The organism is Bradyrhizobium sp. IAR9 (genome assembly GCF_013408065.1).
GTDB lineage: Bacteria > Pseudomonadota > Alphaproteobacteria > Rhizobiales > Xanthobacteraceae > Bradyrhizobium.
Genome location: NZ_JACBZW010000001.1, coordinates 825,741 through 844,127 on the forward strand (window position 1 = coordinate 825,741; position 18,387 = coordinate 844,127).

Below are 18,387 nucleotides of genomic sequence, written 5' to 3' on the forward strand. Positions count from 1 at the left end.
CGCGCCTTGGCGTGCATCGCATCCCCCTCATATAGGATCGCATCCCACAATCCGATGCCACAATGCAGCGACAGCGTCTCGAGCCACTCGGCCTTGTGGACGAGTTCGTTGTCCCGAATAAGCCCCTTCAACATGCTGCCCCCTTGACCCTTCGATTAGATTTCGCGTGCAGTTAGATGACCTGTCACTGCGTTGTTGCGCTACTCTCGAAAGGCTTGTTTTCGGCGATGAACCTCGCCGCCAACACCAAGGCCCCCATCGAAAACTCCTTTCCGTGCGCGGCAATCATGCGCTCGGAGAGCTCCGCCAGTTCCTTGAAGAAGTGATCCTTGCTTGTGGCTTCGCTTCGCGCTTCGGTGGCTGTCATGAACTTGCTCCTGGAGCTCGCGGCAAGGCTCGTCGCCCAGCTCGCCGTTACTTGAAGATTTGCGGCGGAAACGTCACGATCGCCGCCTCGCCGCCATATGTCCCGATGGCAAGATGCTGGCCGTCGTCGGACCAGCAGACGGTTTGGACCGGGCTCCGGCCCGGCGGTTTGACGACCAGTTCGTCGGGTTCGCCGATCCTGGCAACGACGACCCTGCCGTCGCTGTATCCTGCCGCAGCCAACGGACGTCCCGGATGCATGTCCACTGCCTCGACAAGGACGAAGCCACCGCGGCCGGTGCCAACGCTCTTCGGCTGTTCGCCACCGTCGTCGAGACTGGAAACGTCCCATGCGATCATGCGGTAGGCTCCGCTCGTCACAAGAACGCGGGAGTCTGCACTCCACGAAAGAGACCGGACGCTTGCAGGATAGCTCGGAATCCGAACGGCGCGCGCATCGGAAAGGCGCAGCAATACGATACCTCCTTCTGCGACGGACATTGCCAGCCAGCTTCCATCGGGACTCCATGCCAAGCTGGAGATGAAGCCGAAAGCCATTGTAGCGGTGGGCTCAGGTCGGGGTCCGAAGGCACGCACAAGCAGACAACCGTCAGCTCCTATCGCGAAGCTCCGACCGTCTGGCGAGACGGCGATCGCGGATGAACGCCCTCCCGCACGCTCCTGAAGCCATCCGACGTCGCCGTTGGAATCGCAGTATATGACCGACCCGTCGGAAGCCGCCAGAATACCGCCGGCATGCACCGGGGCAACGAGATCAATCGGGGCCGCTAATTTTGCGGCCTGTCGCGTGACGCCGGATGCCGACACGTGCAGCAACTGACTGCCATCGCTTGCGATGAAGCCCTCCGGCTCGATCGAGGCGAGATGAAGTGAAGCATCGCTGATGACGACTTTCGTCAATGGCGGGACCGGATTCCGCCGCGGTGAGATCGTCGATCGGCCGCCGTCCAAGGCCATACGATAACGGTCTTTCGGCGGTTCGCTGTCGGCCAGCGGAGCGATGGCCAGAGAGCCATCGGCAAGCCCGAACGCCACTGCCTGTCCCGCAGCGTCGAACGCCGCGTTCGTAACCGGCGCCCCCATGGTCCAATGCCGACCAAGCAAGTCATAGAGCGTAGCCGTCTCAGCTTCCATCGTGTCCATCGGTCGTCTCACCTGCCGGTCGCAATACACCTGTCGAGTTCTTCAAGGCGTCGTTCCAGCGCGGCGCATTGGGCGTCGCATGTTGCCATTCCGGCCCTTGCTTCCTTCAAGCGCTCGTGCGCTTCCTCGATAACGTGGCCGAATGCATGCGAATCGCCCGTCGCCGCGATCTCCTGCTCAATCCTCTGAATCTCGAATTCTGCTCCACCGGCAAGCTGACGGTTCAGAAGGTTCCACGATTGAGCGGCCGACATCTGCTGAACGACGAGCAACCGCTCCTTCAGCATCTCGACAAGAACCTCCGGATCGACACTCATGCGCTCGGCTCGATTTGATCAAGGATCCGCTGGAGACCCCGGGCATCGGATACGAAGTGTTGCTGCGCGTCGTTGACGTAAGATTGGAGCGAGTCCCACAGATCGACCCTCAGCAACCGCGCCGGATCGCCCCTCATCGTCTCGATGGCCTGAAGACCGAACTGATGCCGCAAGCCGATCCCCTGCAATACGAAATCCGACAGCTCGCGTGCATGCGTTTCGACGAACGGCCGCAGCAGCGGATGTACGCCGTAGCTCATGCCGCGCTTTGCGAGCTCGGTCTCGATGAACAAGATGAAATGCCGCACCAGCAAACTCTGGCTTTCGCCAACCAGGTGCACCACGAAAGTGACGTCGCGGTCAGCGCGCGCAAGGATCTGCGAGGCCAGCGTCGCCGCGGGGGCCGGACCTTTCCCGCCCTTTTGCTCATCCCAGACAGCCGCCATGAAAGGCTCTCCGATCGCTAGGTCCGGGACCGGTATTGGTGCAATTTGCGGTACAGCGTAGCGCGCGAGAGCCCGAGCTTTTCCGCGGCAGCCGCAATATTGCCGCCGGCGTTTGCGACGGCCCTCTCGATGGCACGCCGCTCCATCTCGTCAAAGCGCGCGATCTCGTCGCCCTCCGATCCCGTCGCGCCGTTCTCCGACTGCACCGACATCGAGGGAGGTTGAGCCGGCGTGACCTCCACGAAATCCTCTGGCAGGTCCCTGGGCGTGACGATGCCGGTTATCGTCATCAGCACCAGGTTCTCAATCAGATTGCGCAGCTCGCGAACGTTTCCCGGCCAGGAATAGCGGCGCAGCAGCTCCATCGTGGCCGCCTCGAAGCGCAGCGGCTGGGTGCTGTAGATCGTAGCGAATTGCCTGTTGAAGTGATCGATCAGGATCTCGACATCGCCCAGCCGGTCGCGGAGCGGCGGAATGGTGAACTTGACGACGCCAATCCGGAAGTACAGATCTTTCCGGAAACGTCCCTCGGCCACTTCCTGCTTCAGGTTCCGATTGGTCGACGCCACCAGCCTGACGTCCACCGGGCGCGCCTTGCTGTCACCCAGTCTGTACACCGCGCGCTCTTCCAGCACACGGAGCAGGTAAGGTTGCAGGTCCATCGGCATCTCGCCGATCTCGTCCAAGCTGAGCACGCCGCCATTGGCAAATTCGAACCGCCCGGGCCTTCCCTCGCGCGTAGCGCCGGTATAGGCGCCCGGCGCATGCCCGAACAATTCGCCGCCGAGCAACTCTTTCGAAACCGCACCGCAATTGAAGGCAACGAAAGGCTCCTTGCCGGTCTTCTGACTGGCGGCATGAACCAAGCGGGCGAAGAGTTCCTTGCCGACGCCCGTCTCGCCCTCGAGCAGGATTGCTGTCCGGCCAAGCGCCGCCCGCTCGATTTTCTGCACCACCTCAAGCAATGCCTCGCTACATCCGACGATTGCTTCCTTTGCCGACATCAGGGCGGCGCGGGTTGTCGGCGACATCTCGGATGCAGCAGGATTTGTCCGCGGCTTCGAAGCAAGCACGAGCATTGCGCCCTTCACGACCCCGTCGACGATTAGTGGCTCGATCCGCTGCTCACGCAGCTCCTCGGGCAACCCCTCGGCCAGGTCTTTTCCCAACAGGCCTTCGCGACTTGGAAGAATCTGTGACCCAATGCTCAACTCACGAGACTGCGCGAGCCGACGCCAGCGAGCCGACGCCATGTCGTTGTGATGGACGACCCGACCAAAGCGATCCAGGATCACCACGCCGTCGGCACTGCCCATCCCCGGCATTCGAGAGATGCTCGCCTCGAGGAGCATTATTCTCTCGAGCCGGATCTTTTCCGAAAGGGCAAGCTCGATATGGTTGGCCGCGATCACCGCCAATGCGACGTTGTGTCGGTGAAAGATCGCCTGGGGTCCGGAAAAATCGATGATGCCGATGATGCTGCCGTCGATCGGGCTGCGAATGGGACTGCCGACGCAGGTCCAGGCCTTGATGCCTTCGGAGAAGTGCTCCGCCGCGTGGACATGGACCGGCTTGCCCGTGACGAGCGCCGTGCCAATGCCGTTGGTGCCGGTCACCGTCTCTCCCCAGTCGGCGCCGACTTCGAGGCGAATATCGTGTCCCGCATCGATCGTCCGCTGGTCGCCCCCGACATCGAGCACGACGCCGTTCCTGTCGGTGATGACCAACATCGTGGCCGCATCGCCGAGGACATCCGCCACCCGGCGAAAGGTCTGAGCGCTGGAGCCGAGCAGGTCGTCGTTCTTCAGACGCAGCTCATAGAGATCGTCCGGCGAGGCGATGAGACCGCTACCCTTGCAACGGGCATCGACGCCCGATTGGATGCTGCGCTGCCACGACTCCTCGATGACGCCTCGCACCAGCGCGTTCTCGCGCTTCGCGTCCCCGAACGTCAGGAAGTTTTCCCACGCCCTGTTGGTCTCTCGTTCATCGTAGGGCCGCCCCTGCTCCGCATCAGTCGCGTCCGGAACTTTGTAGCCTTCCAGGGAAAACGGCGGCTTAGCCATGAACGTTTCCGTCAGCATTGGGGCACCAAATCTGAATGGGCAAACAGCAGCTTGATCGGCAGAAACGACATGAGCCGGACCCGATCGAGATCGATATCCCGCAAGGTCCAGGTCGTGAAGACTATTCGATGCTTCTGGCGATCGCGTCCAAGCCGAGACGATTTGAGATGACCTGCTCCAGCTGCGCCTCCGACGTCTCATCGGGGACGCTCACGCCTTCCAGGTCGACCAGGACCTTGTACAACTCGTCGTCCAGCGGATCGAAGATCCCGTTCTCGCGCGTCGCCAGCGCGAAGCGGCGCGATCGGCCGCTGCCGCGCAGCTCGCCGACAAAATGGAGTTGCCGGCCCGAAGCGAGATCGGCGATCACGACGCGGCCATTAAAGCTGATCCGCACATAGGGCTCGAGCTCCTTTGGCCGCGCCGGAGACGTGGACCAGAGCTTGCCGGATGGCTCAGGCTGTGAAGGAGGCTTCGGATTGCGCAACTCCTGCCAACGCCCGAGCGTCAGATGATTGGCGAGCGAGTTGATGGTGGTGCGGTTCTTCTGAAGGAAGTCCTTCGCCGCCACCTCTTCGCGGTGCGGACCGTCGCGTTTGGAGATGATGTAGGCCATGTCCCGCTTCCTCCTGCCCGGCTAGTCGGATGTCCGTGGAGGCTTGTTACACGCCTCCTTCGGCTCATGCCGGAGCTTCCAAGATTGTACCGCGTTCCGGATCGTTGTCACCTAAGATATCCCGACCGCTCGAGCCTGAAGCGGTGCGGCGGAACACAAGGTGCGTGCACACGCCTCATGCGCGGCCAAGCTTCTCTGCTCCGCCGCCGAGCGCCGGTCCCTGCGTCGGATCGGTGTATTGCGGCACGTCCGCAACCAGCGTGTTGGTGGTCAGGACCAGCGTGGCGACGGAGGCTGCGTTTCGAAGCGCGGTATACGTCACCCTGACGGGGTCGACGATGCCGGCCGAAACCATGTCGATGAAAACGCCGTTTGCGGCGTCGAATCCGACACCCGTACGCGAGCTTTGCAGCTCGGCCACGACCTTCTGCGCATCATGCCCCGCATTTCGCGCGATGAAGGCGGCAGGACGCGACAAGGTCTCACGTACCAGCCTGATGCCTTCACCCAGATCGCCATTGATGTTGCCGAGCGTGCGCGCCACCACCGGCGCGCACTGCGCCAATGCCGTGCCACCACCGGGCACGATGCCCTCCTCGGCCGCGGCCCGCGCTGCGCTCAGCGCATCGTCGATCAGCTGGATCGTGCGCTTCTGCTCGACCGGCGTGACGCCCCCCGCAAAGATAACCGCGGTTCCGCCCGACAATTTGGCGAGGCGCTCCTTGAGCTTGTCCTGCTCGATGTTGGGCGGTGCCAGATCGTGCTGCTTGGCCACCTGCTGGCGCCGCGCCGCAATCGCCGCATCGTCGCCACCGCCCCTGATGATGACCGTTTCACGCGCACTTGCCCGCACCTGCCGCGCGGTGCCGAGATCGCCGATGCCGATCTCCTCCAGCCTGCCGCCGAGCTCGCGGGCAATGACCTGCCCGCCGGTGATGATGGCGAGGTCGTCCATCATCGCCTTGCGCCAGTGGCCGTAGTCTGGTGGATTGACCACGAGCACCTTGCCGCGGTTGCCATCACCCAGCAGCGTAACGACGACCTCCGGCGCGATCTCCTCAGCGACGATGACGAGCGGCCGTCCGGCCGCGGCCACCATCGCGCGGACCGGTGACAGTTCGCTCGGCGTCCTGATCTTCAGATCGGTCAGGAGAATGTAGGGCTGATCCAGCACCACTTCCATCTTCTCGACGTCCGTCACCATATGGTGGGAAATGTAACCGCGGTCGAACGACATGCCTTCGACGACCTCGAGCGTCGTGCTCGTCGTCAGCCCGTATTCGGAACTGATGATGCCGTCCTTGCCAACGCGCTCGACCGCCTCGGCGATCAGACCGCCCAGGTGAGCGTCGGTCGATGCGATCGTCGCCACCGCCTGCAGGGTCTTGCGATCCGTTACGGCGACCGCCGCACCCTTCAGGGTCTCGACCACGACATCGACGGCCCGGTCGATCCCCTTGCAGAGATCGACGGCCTTGGCGCCTCGCTCCAGGGCCACAACGCCGCCTTGAATGAGGCCGTTCGCGAGCACCATCGCCGTCGTCGTACCGTCGCCGGCGACTTCGTTGGTCTGCATCGAGACCTCGCGCACCACCTGTGCGCCCATGTTCTCGAACCGGTCCGGCAGTTCGATCTCGGAGGCGATGGTCACGCCGTCTCGCGATACGATGGGCGTGCCGATCGGCCTATCCACCATCGCGTTCATGCCCTTCGGACCGAGCGTCGATTCGACCGCGGCGGCGAGCTTCTGGACCCCGCGCGCGAGAGCACGGCGAGCTTCGATGTCATGCAGCAGAACTTTTGGCATTGCGCTTCACTCCCACGTGGTCGTCTCTTGGTTATCAGCTCGGGCGGGCTTGCTGTCCGCTCCGTCTATTGGCGCTCGCAGGCGCTTCGTGTAGCGGCCCAGCCTCACACAAGCGCGGCAGAATTTGTCTTTGTGACCGCCGGCCCGACTGACTGTGCGGCACAACCACTGCGGCAGCCGCCGCATGGCCCGGGCGTCTGGCTCGGCCGATCCCCATCGACGTCGCGATAGCGGACCGCAAGAAGCCCTCTGCACAAGGAGCTGTTGAACTCCATGTTGATACGCACGCCTCGCAACCGCTGCAGATACGGGACCATTTCGTGTCGCTTGATGGTGCATCCATCGTAGGTGACAAAGGCGCGATCGCCGGCGAGATTGGCGAGGTTCCGCTCGACCAGAAGCTCTCGATAACGCGGCTTCTGGCGGGCAATCTCCTCCGAGTCGAAGTTGATCGCGTCAAAGGTGCTCAGATCCATCCGGCAGATCGCCGGATCCTCATAACCCAGCCCTCGCAATGCCAGTATCATGGTCTCCTGGCGCCGTTCGAATGCCTTGCGGCGAAATTTCTCCCGCAGCTCGTCAAGCGACCCGCCGGCCGCGAAGTCCTTGAGTGCATCACCAAACGACATGCCCTCGCGGACACCCTTGTTGATCTCCTCGGCGACCATGTGATCCCGAAGCTGCGGACGGGCCTCGCGAACCCACGGCAGCGAGGATACCGCCCGGCGCATGTCATCGGCCATCAGGAAGGCGAAGTTCGCCGAACACCAATAGGTCGGCAGACGAAAGACGATCTCGACGCCGTCGTCATGATCGACGGAGACTTGCTCGACAAATCCGAGCTCGGTAACCGACTCGTCCAGCTCGGGATCCGTCACCATCGCAAGGCGCTCCCACACCTCGCCGGTCTTACGATCATGCTGATGTTGGAGCGCGCTCATGATGTCTACTCCGCCGCAGTCGCATGAACCTGCTGCGCAAGCTTCGCCTTCTGTGCCTCGACGTCGACGCCATAGAGGCGCGCCGCATTGAGGCCCAGAATCTTCCGCTTCGCCTGGGGAGTGAGGTCGACGCCGTGCTCCTGCTTCAGGTCTTCCGGCAGCTCGAAGTTCCAGAACTTCTCGACCAGCCAGCGAGGCGTCCAGATCGCGTAGTCGCTGCCGAAGAGAATCTTGTCCTCACCGACCCAGAACAGCAATTCGCTGATCACCTCGGCAAAGTAGCGCGGACGGCCGTGGATGAACGGCAGCGCCACCGCCAGGCCGCCATAGACGTTGGTCTCCTGCACGGCGATCCAGCAGAAATCGTCGAGTCGCGGCAGGCCGCAATGCTCGATGATGAAATTCAGCCCCTGGAAATCGGTCGCGGCATGGTCGACGTCGTGAACATCGAAGGCATCCTTGTCCAACGGAATGATCGTCGGCCCCTTGTGGACGTGGATGTTGGTGATCCCCAGCTTCTGGCAAAGCTCGAAGCAGCGATAGGCGTTGGGATCCGTAAGCTTCCACCCGCGCGAGTCGCCCTTCCACTCGGCCGTATAGAGCTTGACGCCCTTGATGCCGAACGTCTCCTTCATGTAGTGGATGTACTCGAGAGCCTTCTCGCCATCCCGCGGGTCGAAGGCGCCGTTGACGATGAAGCGGTCCTTGTACCTCTTCGCCATCTCGGCATTGCGATCGATGGTGTTGAACCCGTTCTTGTAGAACTCGGTCAGGTAGGTCGACTGAACGACGGCCATGTCGTCCGGACCATCGACGAACAGATCGTGGTACATCTGATCGGCACTGTATTTCTCGAACTGCTCCTTCGGCCAGAGCTTGTCCTTCGGACTGAGCGAGGTGTGATAAGCGTAGAAGCAGTCGATGAACTGCTTGCCGTGGATGTTGAGCTGGTTTGCCGGACTACCGTCCCAGAAATGGGTGTGGCCGTCGATAACGAAAACTTCCTCGCCGCTGGGAGTGATAAACATGGTGATCTCCAGGAATCCTTGGTTAGCTCTATTCGATCAATCGATGCGCAGTCGTCGCGCTGGAACGGTTCGAGAAGAGGTGGGGCCACGAAGCGGCCCCACCCAGTCAGGGAGAATGGAGCTCACTCGATGTATTCGAAGACCTCGTCCATGTTGCCGAACAGCGTCACCGTATTGTCGTCGATGCGCACCATCCGGCCGTAGTGGGTCGAGGTATTCACCTCGAAGATCTCGGCCGTCATTTCCTTCCCTAGGATTTCGCTGATCTCGTCCATCTTGAAGATCAGCTTGCCCTCGCCGTCGATGCGGATCAGCGCGGGCTGGTAGGTCACGGTGACGTTCGGCTTCTTTCCCATGAACTCGGCAATGGCTCGCGCCTCGACGCTGTCGTTCATGGTGACGCCGCACTGATGGGAAATCGTTTGCTCGAAACGAAGATCTCCCATCTTCTGGAAGATGTTCTGGTTGGTCGCAGATCTGGAGACGACGGACATTGCAATTTACTCCTTGGGAAGGGTGAGGCCGAGCTCGCCGAGAATCTTCTTGATGCGTTCGACCGACTGCGCACGGGCATCGGCGTATTGCACCGGCTTCGAGTGCGGTTGCGACCAGATCGGCTGAAGGCCGGCCGCCGCCTTGTTCGCCAGCGCCACATGCTTGTTCACCCACCCCTGGAACAGCTTCTTGTTGTGGGCGGCATGCTGATTGTCGGTCACCAGGAGGTGCATCAGATCGATCGTGTTGGCGAGATTTCGCTCGTAATCCGCCTCCGCAGACGAAATCACCGGCGGCGTGATGAAATCGCCGTTCGACGAGGCCACCTGCATCAGGAAACCGCTGCGGAACAATTCGCCGACGAGTGGCTCGAACACGATGTTCGTGGCGAAGTACTGCTCGAGATAGTCAGGCGAGCCCATGATCGATTCGATCGCTTCCCGGGTACCTTGCCAGCCCTTGTCTTCGAGCCAGGCGCGCTTGCCTGCCGCGTCGTCGAAGCCCGGAATGTCCATTCCGATTTCGGCCAGATAGAGCGTGATGTCCTGGGAAAGGCGGAGCTTGTACGACGAGTTGGTCAGCGTCGCGTTGTTGATCATCTGGGTGTAGCCGTAGCGCTGAGCCTGCATCAGCGACGTGCCGAGACCGAACTCGGCATGCTTCCAGGCGCCCAGATGGTTTTGCAGGATCTTGATCCAGGCCTTGTCGAAGCTCTTCGGTGCGCCGGACTTGCGGCCGTTGGCGATCACCGCCTGGACCATCGCCTCGATCCTGGACTGCCGCTGGTAGTGAGTGCGCTCCCACTCCTGGTCGGGGGCGCGGAAGGCGTGCCAGTTCGAGCTGAGCGCCGCCGTGTTGTCCTTGGTGTAGGCACCCTTGCCGTTCGGAAAGGCGATGATCCAGTCCTGCAACAGGTAGCGTTCCGGGTCGGGTTGGACGTCGACCGTCACGTCCTCGTAGTGCGTGGCTCGCTTGCTGCGCGGCTCGAAATACCGATATTTTCGGCTATCCGAGTCCGGGAACACCGCAGAACCTGCTGCACCGGATTTGGCTGATTCAGTTTGAACGGCAGTCATGGTCGTCTTCCTCCTCCTGTTGTCGGGCCTTAAGATGGGTCGCTCGGCGGTCAAAGCCGCCCTAGTTGTTGGCTGGCGTAAACTTGTCGAAGAAGGTTCGGTCTGACTCGACGTCGTTCATCTGCAGTACCGGCGTCAACGCCTCGATCATCGGCGATGGTCCGCAAGCGTAAACGTCGACGTCTTCGCCATATCCGGCGCTGCGAAGGTGCGATCCGACCGCTTCGTGCACGAAGCCCTTCGCTCCACTCCAGGCCGTATCGTCCGCTGCATGGGAAAGAACGGGGACGAAGGTGAACTCCGGATGGTTGGCTGCGAGCTCGGCGAAGCGATCGAGATAGAAAAGGTCGCCCTGCGTCCTGGCTCCGTAGAAGAAGCGCACCGGACGAACTTCCCCGGAGCTGATGTGATCATGCAGGATGGACCACAGCGGCGACATTCCGGATCCGCCACCGACCAGGATCATGGCTCCCGTTTTGTTTTCTCGTCGGAAGCAGGTCCCGTAGGGTCCTTTGATTCCGACTTCGGTTCCGACGGCGAGATCTCCGTCAAGTCGTGAGGAGAAGCGCCCGTTGGGATACTTCTTGATGATGAACGCGAGTTTTTGGCTTTCGCCCGGCGAATTTGCCATGGAAAACGAGCGCGTAATCGTCTCTGGTCCCGGGAGCGTGATGTCGACATATTGACCCGCCCAGAACTTCAGAGGTTGCTCCAGTGTGATTTCGAGGCGGCGGATGTCATGGGTCAGCGCAGAGACGTTCGTAACGGTGCCCGTGAAATCCTTGACGGGAATCGATTTCGACAGCACTTCCTCGTCATAGTTGAGGAGCTCCACCTCCAGATCCGAGTACGCCAAGGTCCGACAGAGCAAAATGTAGTCCTGGCCACGCTCCATCTCGTTCAGGGCAAACGTCGAGTATTTCTTCAGCTCCACGTCCCCCCCAGTAAGAACGCACTTGCACGCCGAGCACTGCCCCTCCTTGCAACCATGCGGCAGCGCGATCCCTTGACGAAACGCAGCGTCGAGAACCGTTTCGTTCTCCTCGACCTCGAACTCTATGCCTACCGGTTGCAGGCGAACGACATTAGCGGGCGCGCCCATAGGGGCCTCCTCAAACGAACGCTTTCATTTCTTCCGGGGAGCGATCTGGAAGGAGCCGGCCGCAGCCGGCCCCTTCCGTCTCACTTAGTTGCAGGGATTGATCGTGAACCCCTTGCGGTAGTCGGCGAGATGCTTCTCGCGGTCGGCCGGGCTCATCTCCCGCAGCGTCTGCAGCGGGCTCTTGAGGATGTGGCCGCGGACATCGTCGAGCGTCCACATTTCCTTCTGGTCGAACCGCAGATGCGGCTGGGCGACCAGCGTCTTGCCGTCCGTGCGCACGAAGCCGAGATCCTTGATGGCGTCGGCGATATCCACGTTGTGGTAGACGCTCTCCCACTCGCGACGGCCGCTGAACCGTCCCATCGCCGGGGTCGGACGACCCTGGTACTCGCCGGCGAAGGCTTCGACGGCCGTCCAGCGGTCAAGTTCATGGGCGAAGGTGTGCAGCTTGCCGTCGATCTCGTCGGTGACCATGTCCTCACGGATCAGGCACGGAACGAGGCACGACCAGCAACGATGCGGATAGACGTAGCCGACATCGCTGTTGAACAGGATGTTGGTCTGGCCGCGATGCGACAGCTTCTCGTACCATTTCCAGAACTCGCCGAACTGCGCGTACCAGCCCGGATATTTGTGCTCGAACCACTCGAAGTCCTTGTCGGTCTGGGCCTCGATGCGCCAGAAGTTCGCCGACCAGCCGACTGCGAAGAATTGCGCGACCTTGTGGACGTAGTGCTTCTCGGTCAGCCGCTTCCAGGCGGTCTGCACGTCGTCATGATGGATCTTGATGCCGTACTTCTCGAGGGGCAGCATATAGGTCCGGTAATAGTCCTCGAAGATCCAGCGGTGCCACATCTCCGCATACGACTCCTTGTTCTTGTCGCGGTTCGTGGTGCCGTATTCGATGAACGTCCCGATCGCCGCGTCGACGATGGCATGGTTCTGCCAGAAGGCATACCGCATGTCGCGTTCGAGCAGCAGGTGGTTCTCCGGCTCCTTCAGCATGGACATCAGCATCGAGTGGCCGTTGCCGATATGGCGGCTCTCGTCCGACTGAACCGAAAGGAACACGGTTGGCAGCGCATAGTCGCCGTTGCGCGCCGCCTCCGACGGCATGGCGACGAACAGCGTGTTGGTGAACGCCGTCTCGGCGACGACGGTCAGGTAGACGTTCGCCGACGTGATGGCGTCACCGGTGATGAAGCCTTCACCGAACTGGCGACCGATCGTGGTGGCGTAGCACTTGCCGAACGCCTCCTCCGTGATATCGAAACCGGCCGGGTCGATGTAATTCTCCATGTACCATTTCTTCAGGTTCATCTGGATGGTCGAGTGACGGAATTCGTCGACCATCTGCATGGTGAAGCCAGTACGGAGATCTTCGCCGGGTGCAAGGCGCCCGACCATGGCCATGGACCGCGCGGCGGAGATTTCCGGGAACGGGATGATCGCCAGGAACAGCTTCATCCACTCGACCCAACGTGGCTCGACGTTGCGGAACATGTCGCCGCGAAGCGCGGCATCGAGGGCGCCGTAGACGCGGTTGTCCTTTTCCTCCTGCATCGGGAAATAGGAGCGAAGGACCTGCTTCATCGGATCCTTCGGCGCCTTCGTGATCTTGTAGTCGGTGGGGAAGGTCATCGCTTCCTGGACGTAGGACGGATTCCATCCGAGATCTGCAATCTTCTTTGCAGCCTCACCGACAGAAATGCCGCGCTGGGCGGTGATCTTGTTGAGTGTTAGCGTTCCAGACATCTCGTCTTTCCTCCTGATCGGGTCAGAAACCACATCGATATTCCGCCTGCCTGGACCTTCGCGGACCGAGCAGTGCTTACCCGTGCGTTACGGGCCACCTCGCGACCGTTTGCACGGCCGGACGTTTGATATCGGCAAGGGTCTTAGGATGACTGTGGAACGCCTCAGGGATGATCAGGAGCGATCTTCGGACCCAGCCGTCTTCCGATCGCAATTGAGTCAGCCCGCGCGAGGTTCGCCCTCAGCTTGACATCCCCTTCCCTCGTTCTTTTCGCGGCTCGCCCCGGACGGAGCAGTCAGCGTTGTTGTGCCAAACAGCTTTGCAATGGGCGTGCCAGCGCTCTCTTGCCCCGCCAAATCGATTTCTGACTGCCGGAGGTGAGGATCAGCACTGACGGAGACGTCGCGGCTCCCGGTTGGCGAGCCGCGGAAATGCAAACTGCGACAAGAGTTGCAAAATGAGAATCGGAGCAACGCGGAGACCGCCACTTCGCGGCGCAATGTTTGCGCTGCAGCAGCGCCAGAATTTCCCCGGGCAATACGTTGGGCGCTTTGGGAATTGAACACAGCTCCTCGATGCGACAGACTCTTTCGCGTTGAAGGCCGCGCATTGCCGAGACCGGCTCGTTGCCCGCCCACTCGGACTAGCGATAGCCCTCGAAACCGGCCGCCTGGTTTGATTGCCGGACCTTCTCGATCCAGCGTTCCGTATACTGGGCGTAGCAATCATGATCGCAGAAAGGGAGCCCGGTGCTGAATTCTCTCAGATAGTGAGCGTGAATGGGCTCTGAGCAAGACATGCAGAACGTCTTCAGCCACGGTGTTCTGCCATTGACGAGGACGAACCTCATACGGCGTTCCTAAGCGATCATATCGATATGAGATTGACAACGATGCAGATTGAGACGATGGCGCACAATGAGACTCCGGAGATCAGACCACTGTCCACCTTTGCGGTGTTTGCACTGCGATATGAGCTTGTGTGAGCCCGATCTGATTGGACTGCTGCAGCGCGTGACGCGGCCGGGGCTCCGGTGACGGCGTCAGACGACACCACGCGAGCATGACGATGGCCGCTCGCTCGATCCATCGCGAGGAAATGCATGCTCGCGATGGATGATGCAGCTATCCTTCAAGGGATCAACACGGCCCGTCCATGAATTTTGCCGGCATTGAGATCGTGCAAGGCCTTATTGGCGTCCGCAAGGCGATACTCGGCCGTGGCAAGCTCAACCAGACCTCGGTCCGCAAGGGCCATCAGCTCGGTTAGTTCGGCCCATGTGCCGACCAGATTGCCGATAATGTTCTTCTCGGTTATCACCATGTCAACTGTCGGCACCCGAATGTCCTCGCCGTAACCGACGACGTAGTAGCTGCCCATCGGACGGGTCATTGCCAGGCCCTTCGACGTCGTGCCCTTCTCGCCGACGAAGTCGATCACTGCTTCCGCACCGTTTCCACCGGTCAGGCCCAGAACGGCTTCCACTTCGTGGCCGTCAGCTTTCACGAGATGATCGGCGCCTGATTTTTCGGCCAGTTGTAGCGAAGCTTCGGACTTGTCGACGACAATAATGTCGGCCGCACACATCGCTTTGAGGCACTGGATTCCGATGTGGCCCAACCCTCCCGCACCGATAACAACGCAAGATTCGCCTGGCAAAAGGTGACGCGTGGCCTTCTTGACAGCGCGATAGGCGGTGAGGCCTGCATCAGCGTATGGCGCGACATCCTTTGGCGCCAAAGTCCGTGGCAGCGGGACGATGTTGCGTTCTGAGGTGCAAAGGAACTCTGCATAGCCGCCGTTGCAATCGAGGCCTGGGAACGTTCCAGGACCGTGCATGTCGAATCCTCGGCGACAGGCGAGACACGTCCCGCCGCTGATCTTCGGATGGACGATGACAGGATCGCCCTTCTTTAGTCCCTCGACTTCCTTGCCAACCTCTTCGATCCAGCCTGCATTTTCGTGCCCCATAATGAGGGGAAGCAGCTTGTCACCGCTCGGATCCATGTGCGGCTTCCACACGCCTTCGACGATGTGAAGGTCGGTTCGGCATACGCCCGCACCACCGATGCGGACGATGACGTCCGTTGATTTTGTCAGCTTCGGATCAGGCACCTTCTCTTCCCCGACCCAAAGGTCGTTGGAAAGTTTCTCGTCGTAGGCTCTCAATACTTGGGCTCTCATTTTCTCCTCCGTGCCCCCGGCGAACTTCGGTGCGCCGTCGGGTCATTCGAGCCTCAGCATTTTTTGTGCCAGTAGATTCATGTCGCGGCGCCAACAGCCATTGTCCGGGCCGCGGGTGGACTTTGCTGCGCGGTTGTTTCATCATGGATGAAAAGTGACGTCCGCGCTGCAACGCAGAAAGGCTATCGCGCTGAGCGCGATCTATTTCGGCTTCGTCGGCGCTCTCTACGGCATGCAGTTCTGGCTGCCGCAGATCGTCAAGGCGTTCGGGTTGACCAACGCCCAGACCGGCTTCGTCACCGCGATCCCGTATCTGTTCGGCACCATCGCGATGATCCTGTGGGCGCGGCATTCGGATGCCACCCGTGAGCGCGTGATGCATGTCGGCGCGCCGCTGATCCTGACCGCAATTGCGCTCGCCGTTTCCTCCTATCTCACCGATCCCACCATGACGATGGTGGCGCTGACGGTGGCTGCCGTCGGCGTATTCTGCTGCTTTGGAGTGTTCTGGACCCTGCCGACAGCCTGGCTTTCGGGAACGGCGGCGGCCGGCGCGATCGCGCTGATCAACTCGATCGGCAATCTCGCCGGCTTTGGCGGTCCTTATCTGATCGGCTGGGTCAAGGAAGCGACAGGGCAAACCTCGACAGGGCTGCTCGTGCTCGCGATCCTGCCCTTGATCGCCGGCATCCTGGTCTTCGTCGGCGGGCACGAGAGCAAGCACGAGTTCGCCGAGCCGGGGCGATAAGCCTTTCCAGCATCGCCGTGGCAAATGCGAGGCCCATTTCCCAACTTGGGGTATGGGGGACTCAGCGTCAGAAGCGATTAGGTGCGACGGAGTGCCCTGATCCCTTACTAGACCTGGACCGAGGTCAGCTTCTTCAGGCAGCGCAGCGCAAACGACGACCGGCTGTGGCGGATGCCAGGGATGCGATAGAGCTTTTCGCGCAGGAAGCGTTCATAGCCGGCGGTGCTTTCGACCGCGACCTTCACGATGTAATCGTAATCGCCGGTGGTGAGATAGGCCTCGATCACCTCCGGCAAATTCGTAAGCAATTGGCCAAAGCGCTCGAGCATCTCCTCGTCGTGGCGGTCGAGCGTCAGCTCTATGATGACCGTTTCGGGCAGGCCAAGCTTGTCCTGATTGAGCAGCGCGACGTAGCCATCGATATAGCCCTGCGTCTCCAAACGCTTCAGCCTGTTCCAGCATGGCGTGGCGGAGAGCCCGATTCTGTCGGCGAGTTGCGCCGTCGTCAGGCGCGCATCCTGCTGCAAGGCACGCAGGATCTTGCGATCGATCTCGTCGAGCCGAAGTGCATCCTTGCGCGGAGCTTTGACAGGCCCTCTGGCACGTCCGGTCGATGCCATACCAAGAATCCTATTCTCGCTTTGCTATACTTATTTAGAAAATTCTTACCGCATTTTTAGACTACACCCAGATCAAAAGAACGACAATCCCGGCTTTTGCCAGTACGATGTGCTTACCAAAATGAGACGCATGCGGTGTTTGTTCTCGAACTGCAGACCAGCAATATGCACGCCGCACTCGGCCGCCTGCTCGACCAGACCCGTGTCGCAGGGCTGCCGCTTGCTGCTCTCAGTGCGCGGGCGGATGCGGATGCCTGCCGCATCTCGGCTTCCATAGACATCAATGACCGCGACGTCATCGACCGGCTCGTTCGGCGCGTTGGTGCGTTATTCTGCGTCGATGCAATCGAGGTGAGAGGTGAAAGCCAATGCCCGACCCCAACCTCATCCGTGACATGATCCCGCAAGACGGGGCGGCTCCATCCGCCGAGCATCCGCCACTGAGGCTGCACGTGCCGGAGCCCGCGGTTCGCCCGGGTGGCACGCCCGATTTCTCCAACATCCGCATTCCGCGCGCAGGCCAGGTCAATCGTCCCGACGTCGACGTGGATGCCGAGACGATTCGTGATCTCGCCTTCTCGGTTATCCGCGTGCTCAATCGCGACGGCGAGGCCGTCGGTCCCTGGGCAGGTGCGCTCTCCGACAACGAACTGCTTGAGGGCCTGCGTCACATGATGACGCTGCGTGCGTTCGATGCGCGCATGCAGATGGCGCAGCGTCAGGGCAAGACCTCGTTCTATATGCAGCACATGGGCGAAGAGGCCGTGAGCTGCGCCTTCCGCAAGGCGCTCAATCCGGGAGACATGAATTTTCCAACCTATCGCCAGGCCGGACTTTTGATCGCCGGCGGCTACTCCCTGGTCGAGATGGCCTGCCAGATCTATTCCAACACAAACGATCCCCTGAAGGGGCGCCAGCTGCCCGTGATGTATTCCTCAAGGGAGCACGGCTTCTTCACGATCTCGGGAAATCTTGCCACCCAATACATTCAGGCGGTCGGCTGGGCGATGGCCTCGGCAATCAAGAACGACACGAAGATCGCGGTCGCCTGGATCGGCGATGGCGCAACCGCTGAATCCGACTTCCACGCGGCCCTCGTGTTCGCTTCGACCTATCGCGCGCCGGTCGTACTCAACATCGTCAACAATCAATGGGCCATCTCGACCTTCCAGGGCATCGCGCGAGGTGGCTCCGGCACGTTCGCGGCGCGCGGCCTCGGCTTCGGCATTCCGGCCCTACGCGTCGACGGCAACGACTACCTCGCCGTCCACGCCGTCGCGAAATGGGCGTGCGAGCGTGCACGCCGCAATCTTGGCCCCACCCTGATCGAGCACGTGACCTATCGCGTCGGCGCGCACTCCACCTCGGACGATCCCGCGGGCTATCGGCCGAAGACGGAGTCCGAAGCGTGGCCCCTCGGAGATCCCGTGATCAGGCTGAAGAATCATTTAATCGTGCGCGGCGCCTGGTCGGAGGAACGGCACAAGCAGGCCGAGGCGGAGATCATGGACACAGTGATCGCGGCGCAGAAGGAGGCCGAGGGCTACGGCACGCTGCATTCACCTCAGCATGCCTCGGCGCGTGACATGTTCGAAGGCGTGTTCTCGGAGATGCCGCCGCACCTGCGACGGCAACGCCAGGAAGCGGGAGTCTGA

The 18,387-nt window shown here is 61.2% G+C and carries 17 protein-coding genes and 1 pseudogene; 3 read left to right on the plus strand and 15 right to left on the minus strand.

What is annotated here, in order from left to right; genetic code table 11:
- Window positions 1-184: 184 nt before the first annotated feature.
- From GGD67_RS04025 to GGD67_RS04090, 14 genes are all read right to left on the minus strand, one after another.
- Window positions 185-367: a hypothetical protein gene (locus GGD67_RS04025; RefSeq protein ID WP_092252105.1), complete on the minus strand. Its 183-nt coding sequence runs from the start codon at window positions 365-367 to the stop codon at window positions 185-187.
- A gap of 47 nt (window positions 368-414) precedes the next feature.
- Complete coding sequence (locus GGD67_RS04030; RefSeq protein ID WP_246784223.1) at window positions 415-1,530, minus strand: WD40 repeat domain-containing protein; 1,116 nt, start codon at window positions 1,528-1,530, stop codon at window positions 415-417.
- Window positions 1,531-1,538: 8 nt separating this feature from the next.
- The gene (locus tag GGD67_RS04035; protein WP_018319964.1) at window positions 1,539-1,847 is read right to left on the minus strand and encodes a hypothetical protein; all 309 of its coding nucleotides are present in this window, start codon (window positions 1,845-1,847) and stop codon (window positions 1,539-1,541) included.
- A complete protein-coding gene (locus GGD67_RS04040) occupies window positions 1,844-2,293 on the minus strand; it encodes a hypothetical protein (protein WP_179731012.1) in 450 nt (149 codons plus the stop codon). Before GGD67_RS04040 ends, GGD67_RS04035 begins: the two co-directional genes overlap by 4 nt.
- Before the next feature lie 17 nt (window positions 2,294-2,310).
- A complete protein-coding gene (locus tag GGD67_RS04045; RefSeq protein WP_246784222.1) occupies window positions 2,311-4,359 on the minus strand; it encodes a sigma-54-dependent Fis family transcriptional regulator in 2,049 nt (682 codons plus the stop codon).
- A 121-nt stretch (window positions 4,360-4,480) separates the two neighbouring features.
- Entirely contained in the window at window positions 4,481-4,975 is a 495-nt protein-coding gene (locus GGD67_RS04050; protein ID WP_018319960.1) for a hypothetical protein, read from the minus strand.
- 175 nt (window positions 4,976-5,150) lie between these two features.
- Window positions 5,151-6,782, minus strand: coding sequence for a molecular chaperone GroEL (locus tag GGD67_RS04055; RefSeq protein ID WP_179731016.1), 1,632 nt, complete (start codon window positions 6,780-6,782; stop codon window positions 5,151-5,153).
- Window positions 6,783-6,886: 104 nt separating this feature from the next.
- Entirely contained in the window at window positions 6,887-7,723 is an 837-nt protein-coding gene (locus GGD67_RS04060) for a metal-sulfur cluster assembly factor (protein WP_179731018.1), read from the minus strand.
- A 5-nt stretch (window positions 7,724-7,728) separates the two neighbouring features.
- Complete coding sequence (locus GGD67_RS04065; protein WP_092252091.1) at window positions 7,729-8,751, minus strand: amidohydrolase family protein; 1,023 nt, start codon at window positions 8,749-8,751, stop codon at window positions 7,729-7,731.
- A 122-nt stretch (window positions 8,752-8,873) separates the two neighbouring features.
- A complete protein-coding gene (locus GGD67_RS04070; protein WP_018319956.1) occupies window positions 8,874-9,245 on the minus strand; it encodes an MmoB/DmpM family protein in 372 nt (123 codons plus the stop codon).
- A 6-nt stretch (window positions 9,246-9,251) separates the two neighbouring features.
- A complete protein-coding gene (locus GGD67_RS04075; RefSeq protein ID WP_092252089.1) occupies window positions 9,252-10,322 on the minus strand; it encodes an aromatic/alkene monooxygenase hydroxylase subunit beta in 1,071 nt (356 codons plus the stop codon).
- Window positions 10,323-10,383: 61 nt separating this feature from the next.
- Window positions 10,384-11,424: a 2Fe-2S iron-sulfur cluster-binding protein gene (locus GGD67_RS04080; protein ID WP_092252087.1), complete on the minus strand. Its 1,041-nt coding sequence runs from the start codon at window positions 11,422-11,424 to the stop codon at window positions 10,384-10,386.
- A gap of 84 nt (window positions 11,425-11,508) precedes the next feature.
- Window positions 11,509-13,179, minus strand: coding sequence for an aromatic/alkene/methane monooxygenase hydroxylase/oxygenase subunit alpha (locus GGD67_RS04085; RefSeq protein ID WP_179731019.1), 1,671 nt, complete (start codon window positions 13,177-13,179; stop codon window positions 11,509-11,511).
- A gap of 1,132 nt (window positions 13,180-14,311) precedes the next feature.
- Complete coding sequence (locus GGD67_RS04090) at window positions 14,312-15,364, minus strand: NAD(P)-dependent alcohol dehydrogenase (protein WP_179731021.1); 1,053 nt, start codon at window positions 15,362-15,364, stop codon at window positions 14,312-14,314.
- A 178-nt stretch (window positions 15,365-15,542) separates the two neighbouring features.
- Between GGD67_RS04090 and GGD67_RS04095 the strand changes: the two are divergent.
- Window positions 15,543-16,112, plus strand: a pseudogene (locus GGD67_RS04095) (MFS transporter); the annotation flags it as partial.
- Window positions 16,113-16,219: 107 nt separating this feature from the next.
- Here GGD67_RS04095 and GGD67_RS04100 read toward each other — a convergent pair.
- Entirely contained in the window at window positions 16,220-16,732 is a 513-nt protein-coding gene (locus GGD67_RS04100) for an Lrp/AsnC family transcriptional regulator (RefSeq protein ID WP_179731023.1), read from the minus strand.
- 135 nt (window positions 16,733-16,867) lie between these two features.
- On the opposite strand from GGD67_RS04100, the gene GGD67_RS04105 reads away from it, so the two are divergent.
- Both GGD67_RS04105 and GGD67_RS04110 read left to right on the plus strand, forming a co-directional pair.
- Entirely contained in the window at window positions 16,868-17,131 is a 264-nt protein-coding gene (locus GGD67_RS04105; RefSeq protein ID WP_157644358.1) for a hypothetical protein, read from the plus strand.
- Window positions 17,128-18,387: a 3-methyl-2-oxobutanoate dehydrogenase (2-methylpropanoyl-transferring) subunit alpha gene (locus tag GGD67_RS04110; protein ID WP_049814964.1), complete on the plus strand. Its 1,260-nt coding sequence runs from the start codon at window positions 17,128-17,130 to the stop codon at window positions 18,385-18,387. The genes GGD67_RS04105 and GGD67_RS04110 overlap by 4 nt, the downstream gene beginning before the upstream one ends.

Bases quoted from the DNA above. Each gene is read 5' to 3' on its own strand.
- GGD67_RS04025 (WP_092252105.1), bottom strand. From the start codon at position 367: ATGACAGCCACCGAAGCGCGAAGCGAAGCCACAAGCAAGGATCACTTC.
- GGD67_RS04030 (WP_246784223.1), bottom strand. From the start codon at position 1,530: ATGGACACGATGGAAGCTGAGACGGCTACGCTCTATGACTTGCTTGGT.
- GGD67_RS04035 (WP_018319964.1), bottom strand. From the start codon at position 1,847: ATGAGTGTCGATCCGGAGGTTCTTGTCGAGATGCTGAAGGAGCGGTTG.
- GGD67_RS04040 (WP_179731012.1), bottom strand. From the start codon at position 2,293: ATGGCGGCTGTCTGGGATGAGCAAAAGGGCGGGAAAGGTCCGGCCCCC.
- GGD67_RS04045 (WP_246784222.1), bottom strand. From the start codon at position 4,359: ATGGCTAAGCCGCCGTTTTCCCTGGAAGGCTACAAAGTTCCGGACGCG.
- GGD67_RS04050 (WP_018319960.1), bottom strand. From the start codon at position 4,975: ATGGCCTACATCATCTCCAAACGCGACGGTCCGCACCGCGAAGAGGTG.
- GGD67_RS04055 (WP_179731016.1), bottom strand. From the start codon at position 6,782: ATGCCAAAAGTTCTGCTGCATGACATCGAAGCTCGCCGTGCTCTCGCG.
- GGD67_RS04060 (WP_179731018.1), bottom strand. From the start codon at position 7,723: ATGAGCGCGCTCCAACATCAGCATGATCGTAAGACCGGCGAGGTGTGG.
- GGD67_RS04065 (WP_092252091.1), bottom strand. From the start codon at position 8,751: ATGTTTATCACTCCCAGCGGCGAGGAAGTTTTCGTTATCGACGGCCAC.
- GGD67_RS04070 (WP_018319956.1), bottom strand. From the start codon at position 9,245: ATGTCCGTCGTCTCCAGATCTGCGACCAACCAGAACATCTTCCAGAAG.
- GGD67_RS04075 (WP_092252089.1), bottom strand. From the start codon at position 10,322: ATGACTGCCGTTCAAACTGAATCAGCCAAATCCGGTGCAGCAGGTTCT.
- GGD67_RS04080 (WP_092252087.1), bottom strand. From the start codon at position 11,424: ATGGGCGCGCCCGCTAATGTCGTTCGCCTGCAACCGGTAGGCATAGAG.
- GGD67_RS04085 (WP_179731019.1), bottom strand. From the start codon at position 13,179: ATGTCTGGAACGCTAACACTCAACAAGATCACCGCCCAGCGCGGCATT.
- GGD67_RS04090 (WP_179731021.1), bottom strand. From the start codon at position 15,364: ATGAGAGCCCAAGTATTGAGAGCCTACGACGAGAAACTTTCCAACGAC.
- GGD67_RS04100 (WP_179731023.1), bottom strand. From the start codon at position 16,732: ATGGCATCGACCGGACGTGCCAGAGGGCCTGTCAAAGCTCCGCGCAAG.
- GGD67_RS04110 (WP_049814964.1), top strand. From the start codon at position 17,128: ATGATCCCGCAAGACGGGGCGGCTCCATCCGCCGAGCATCCGCCACTG.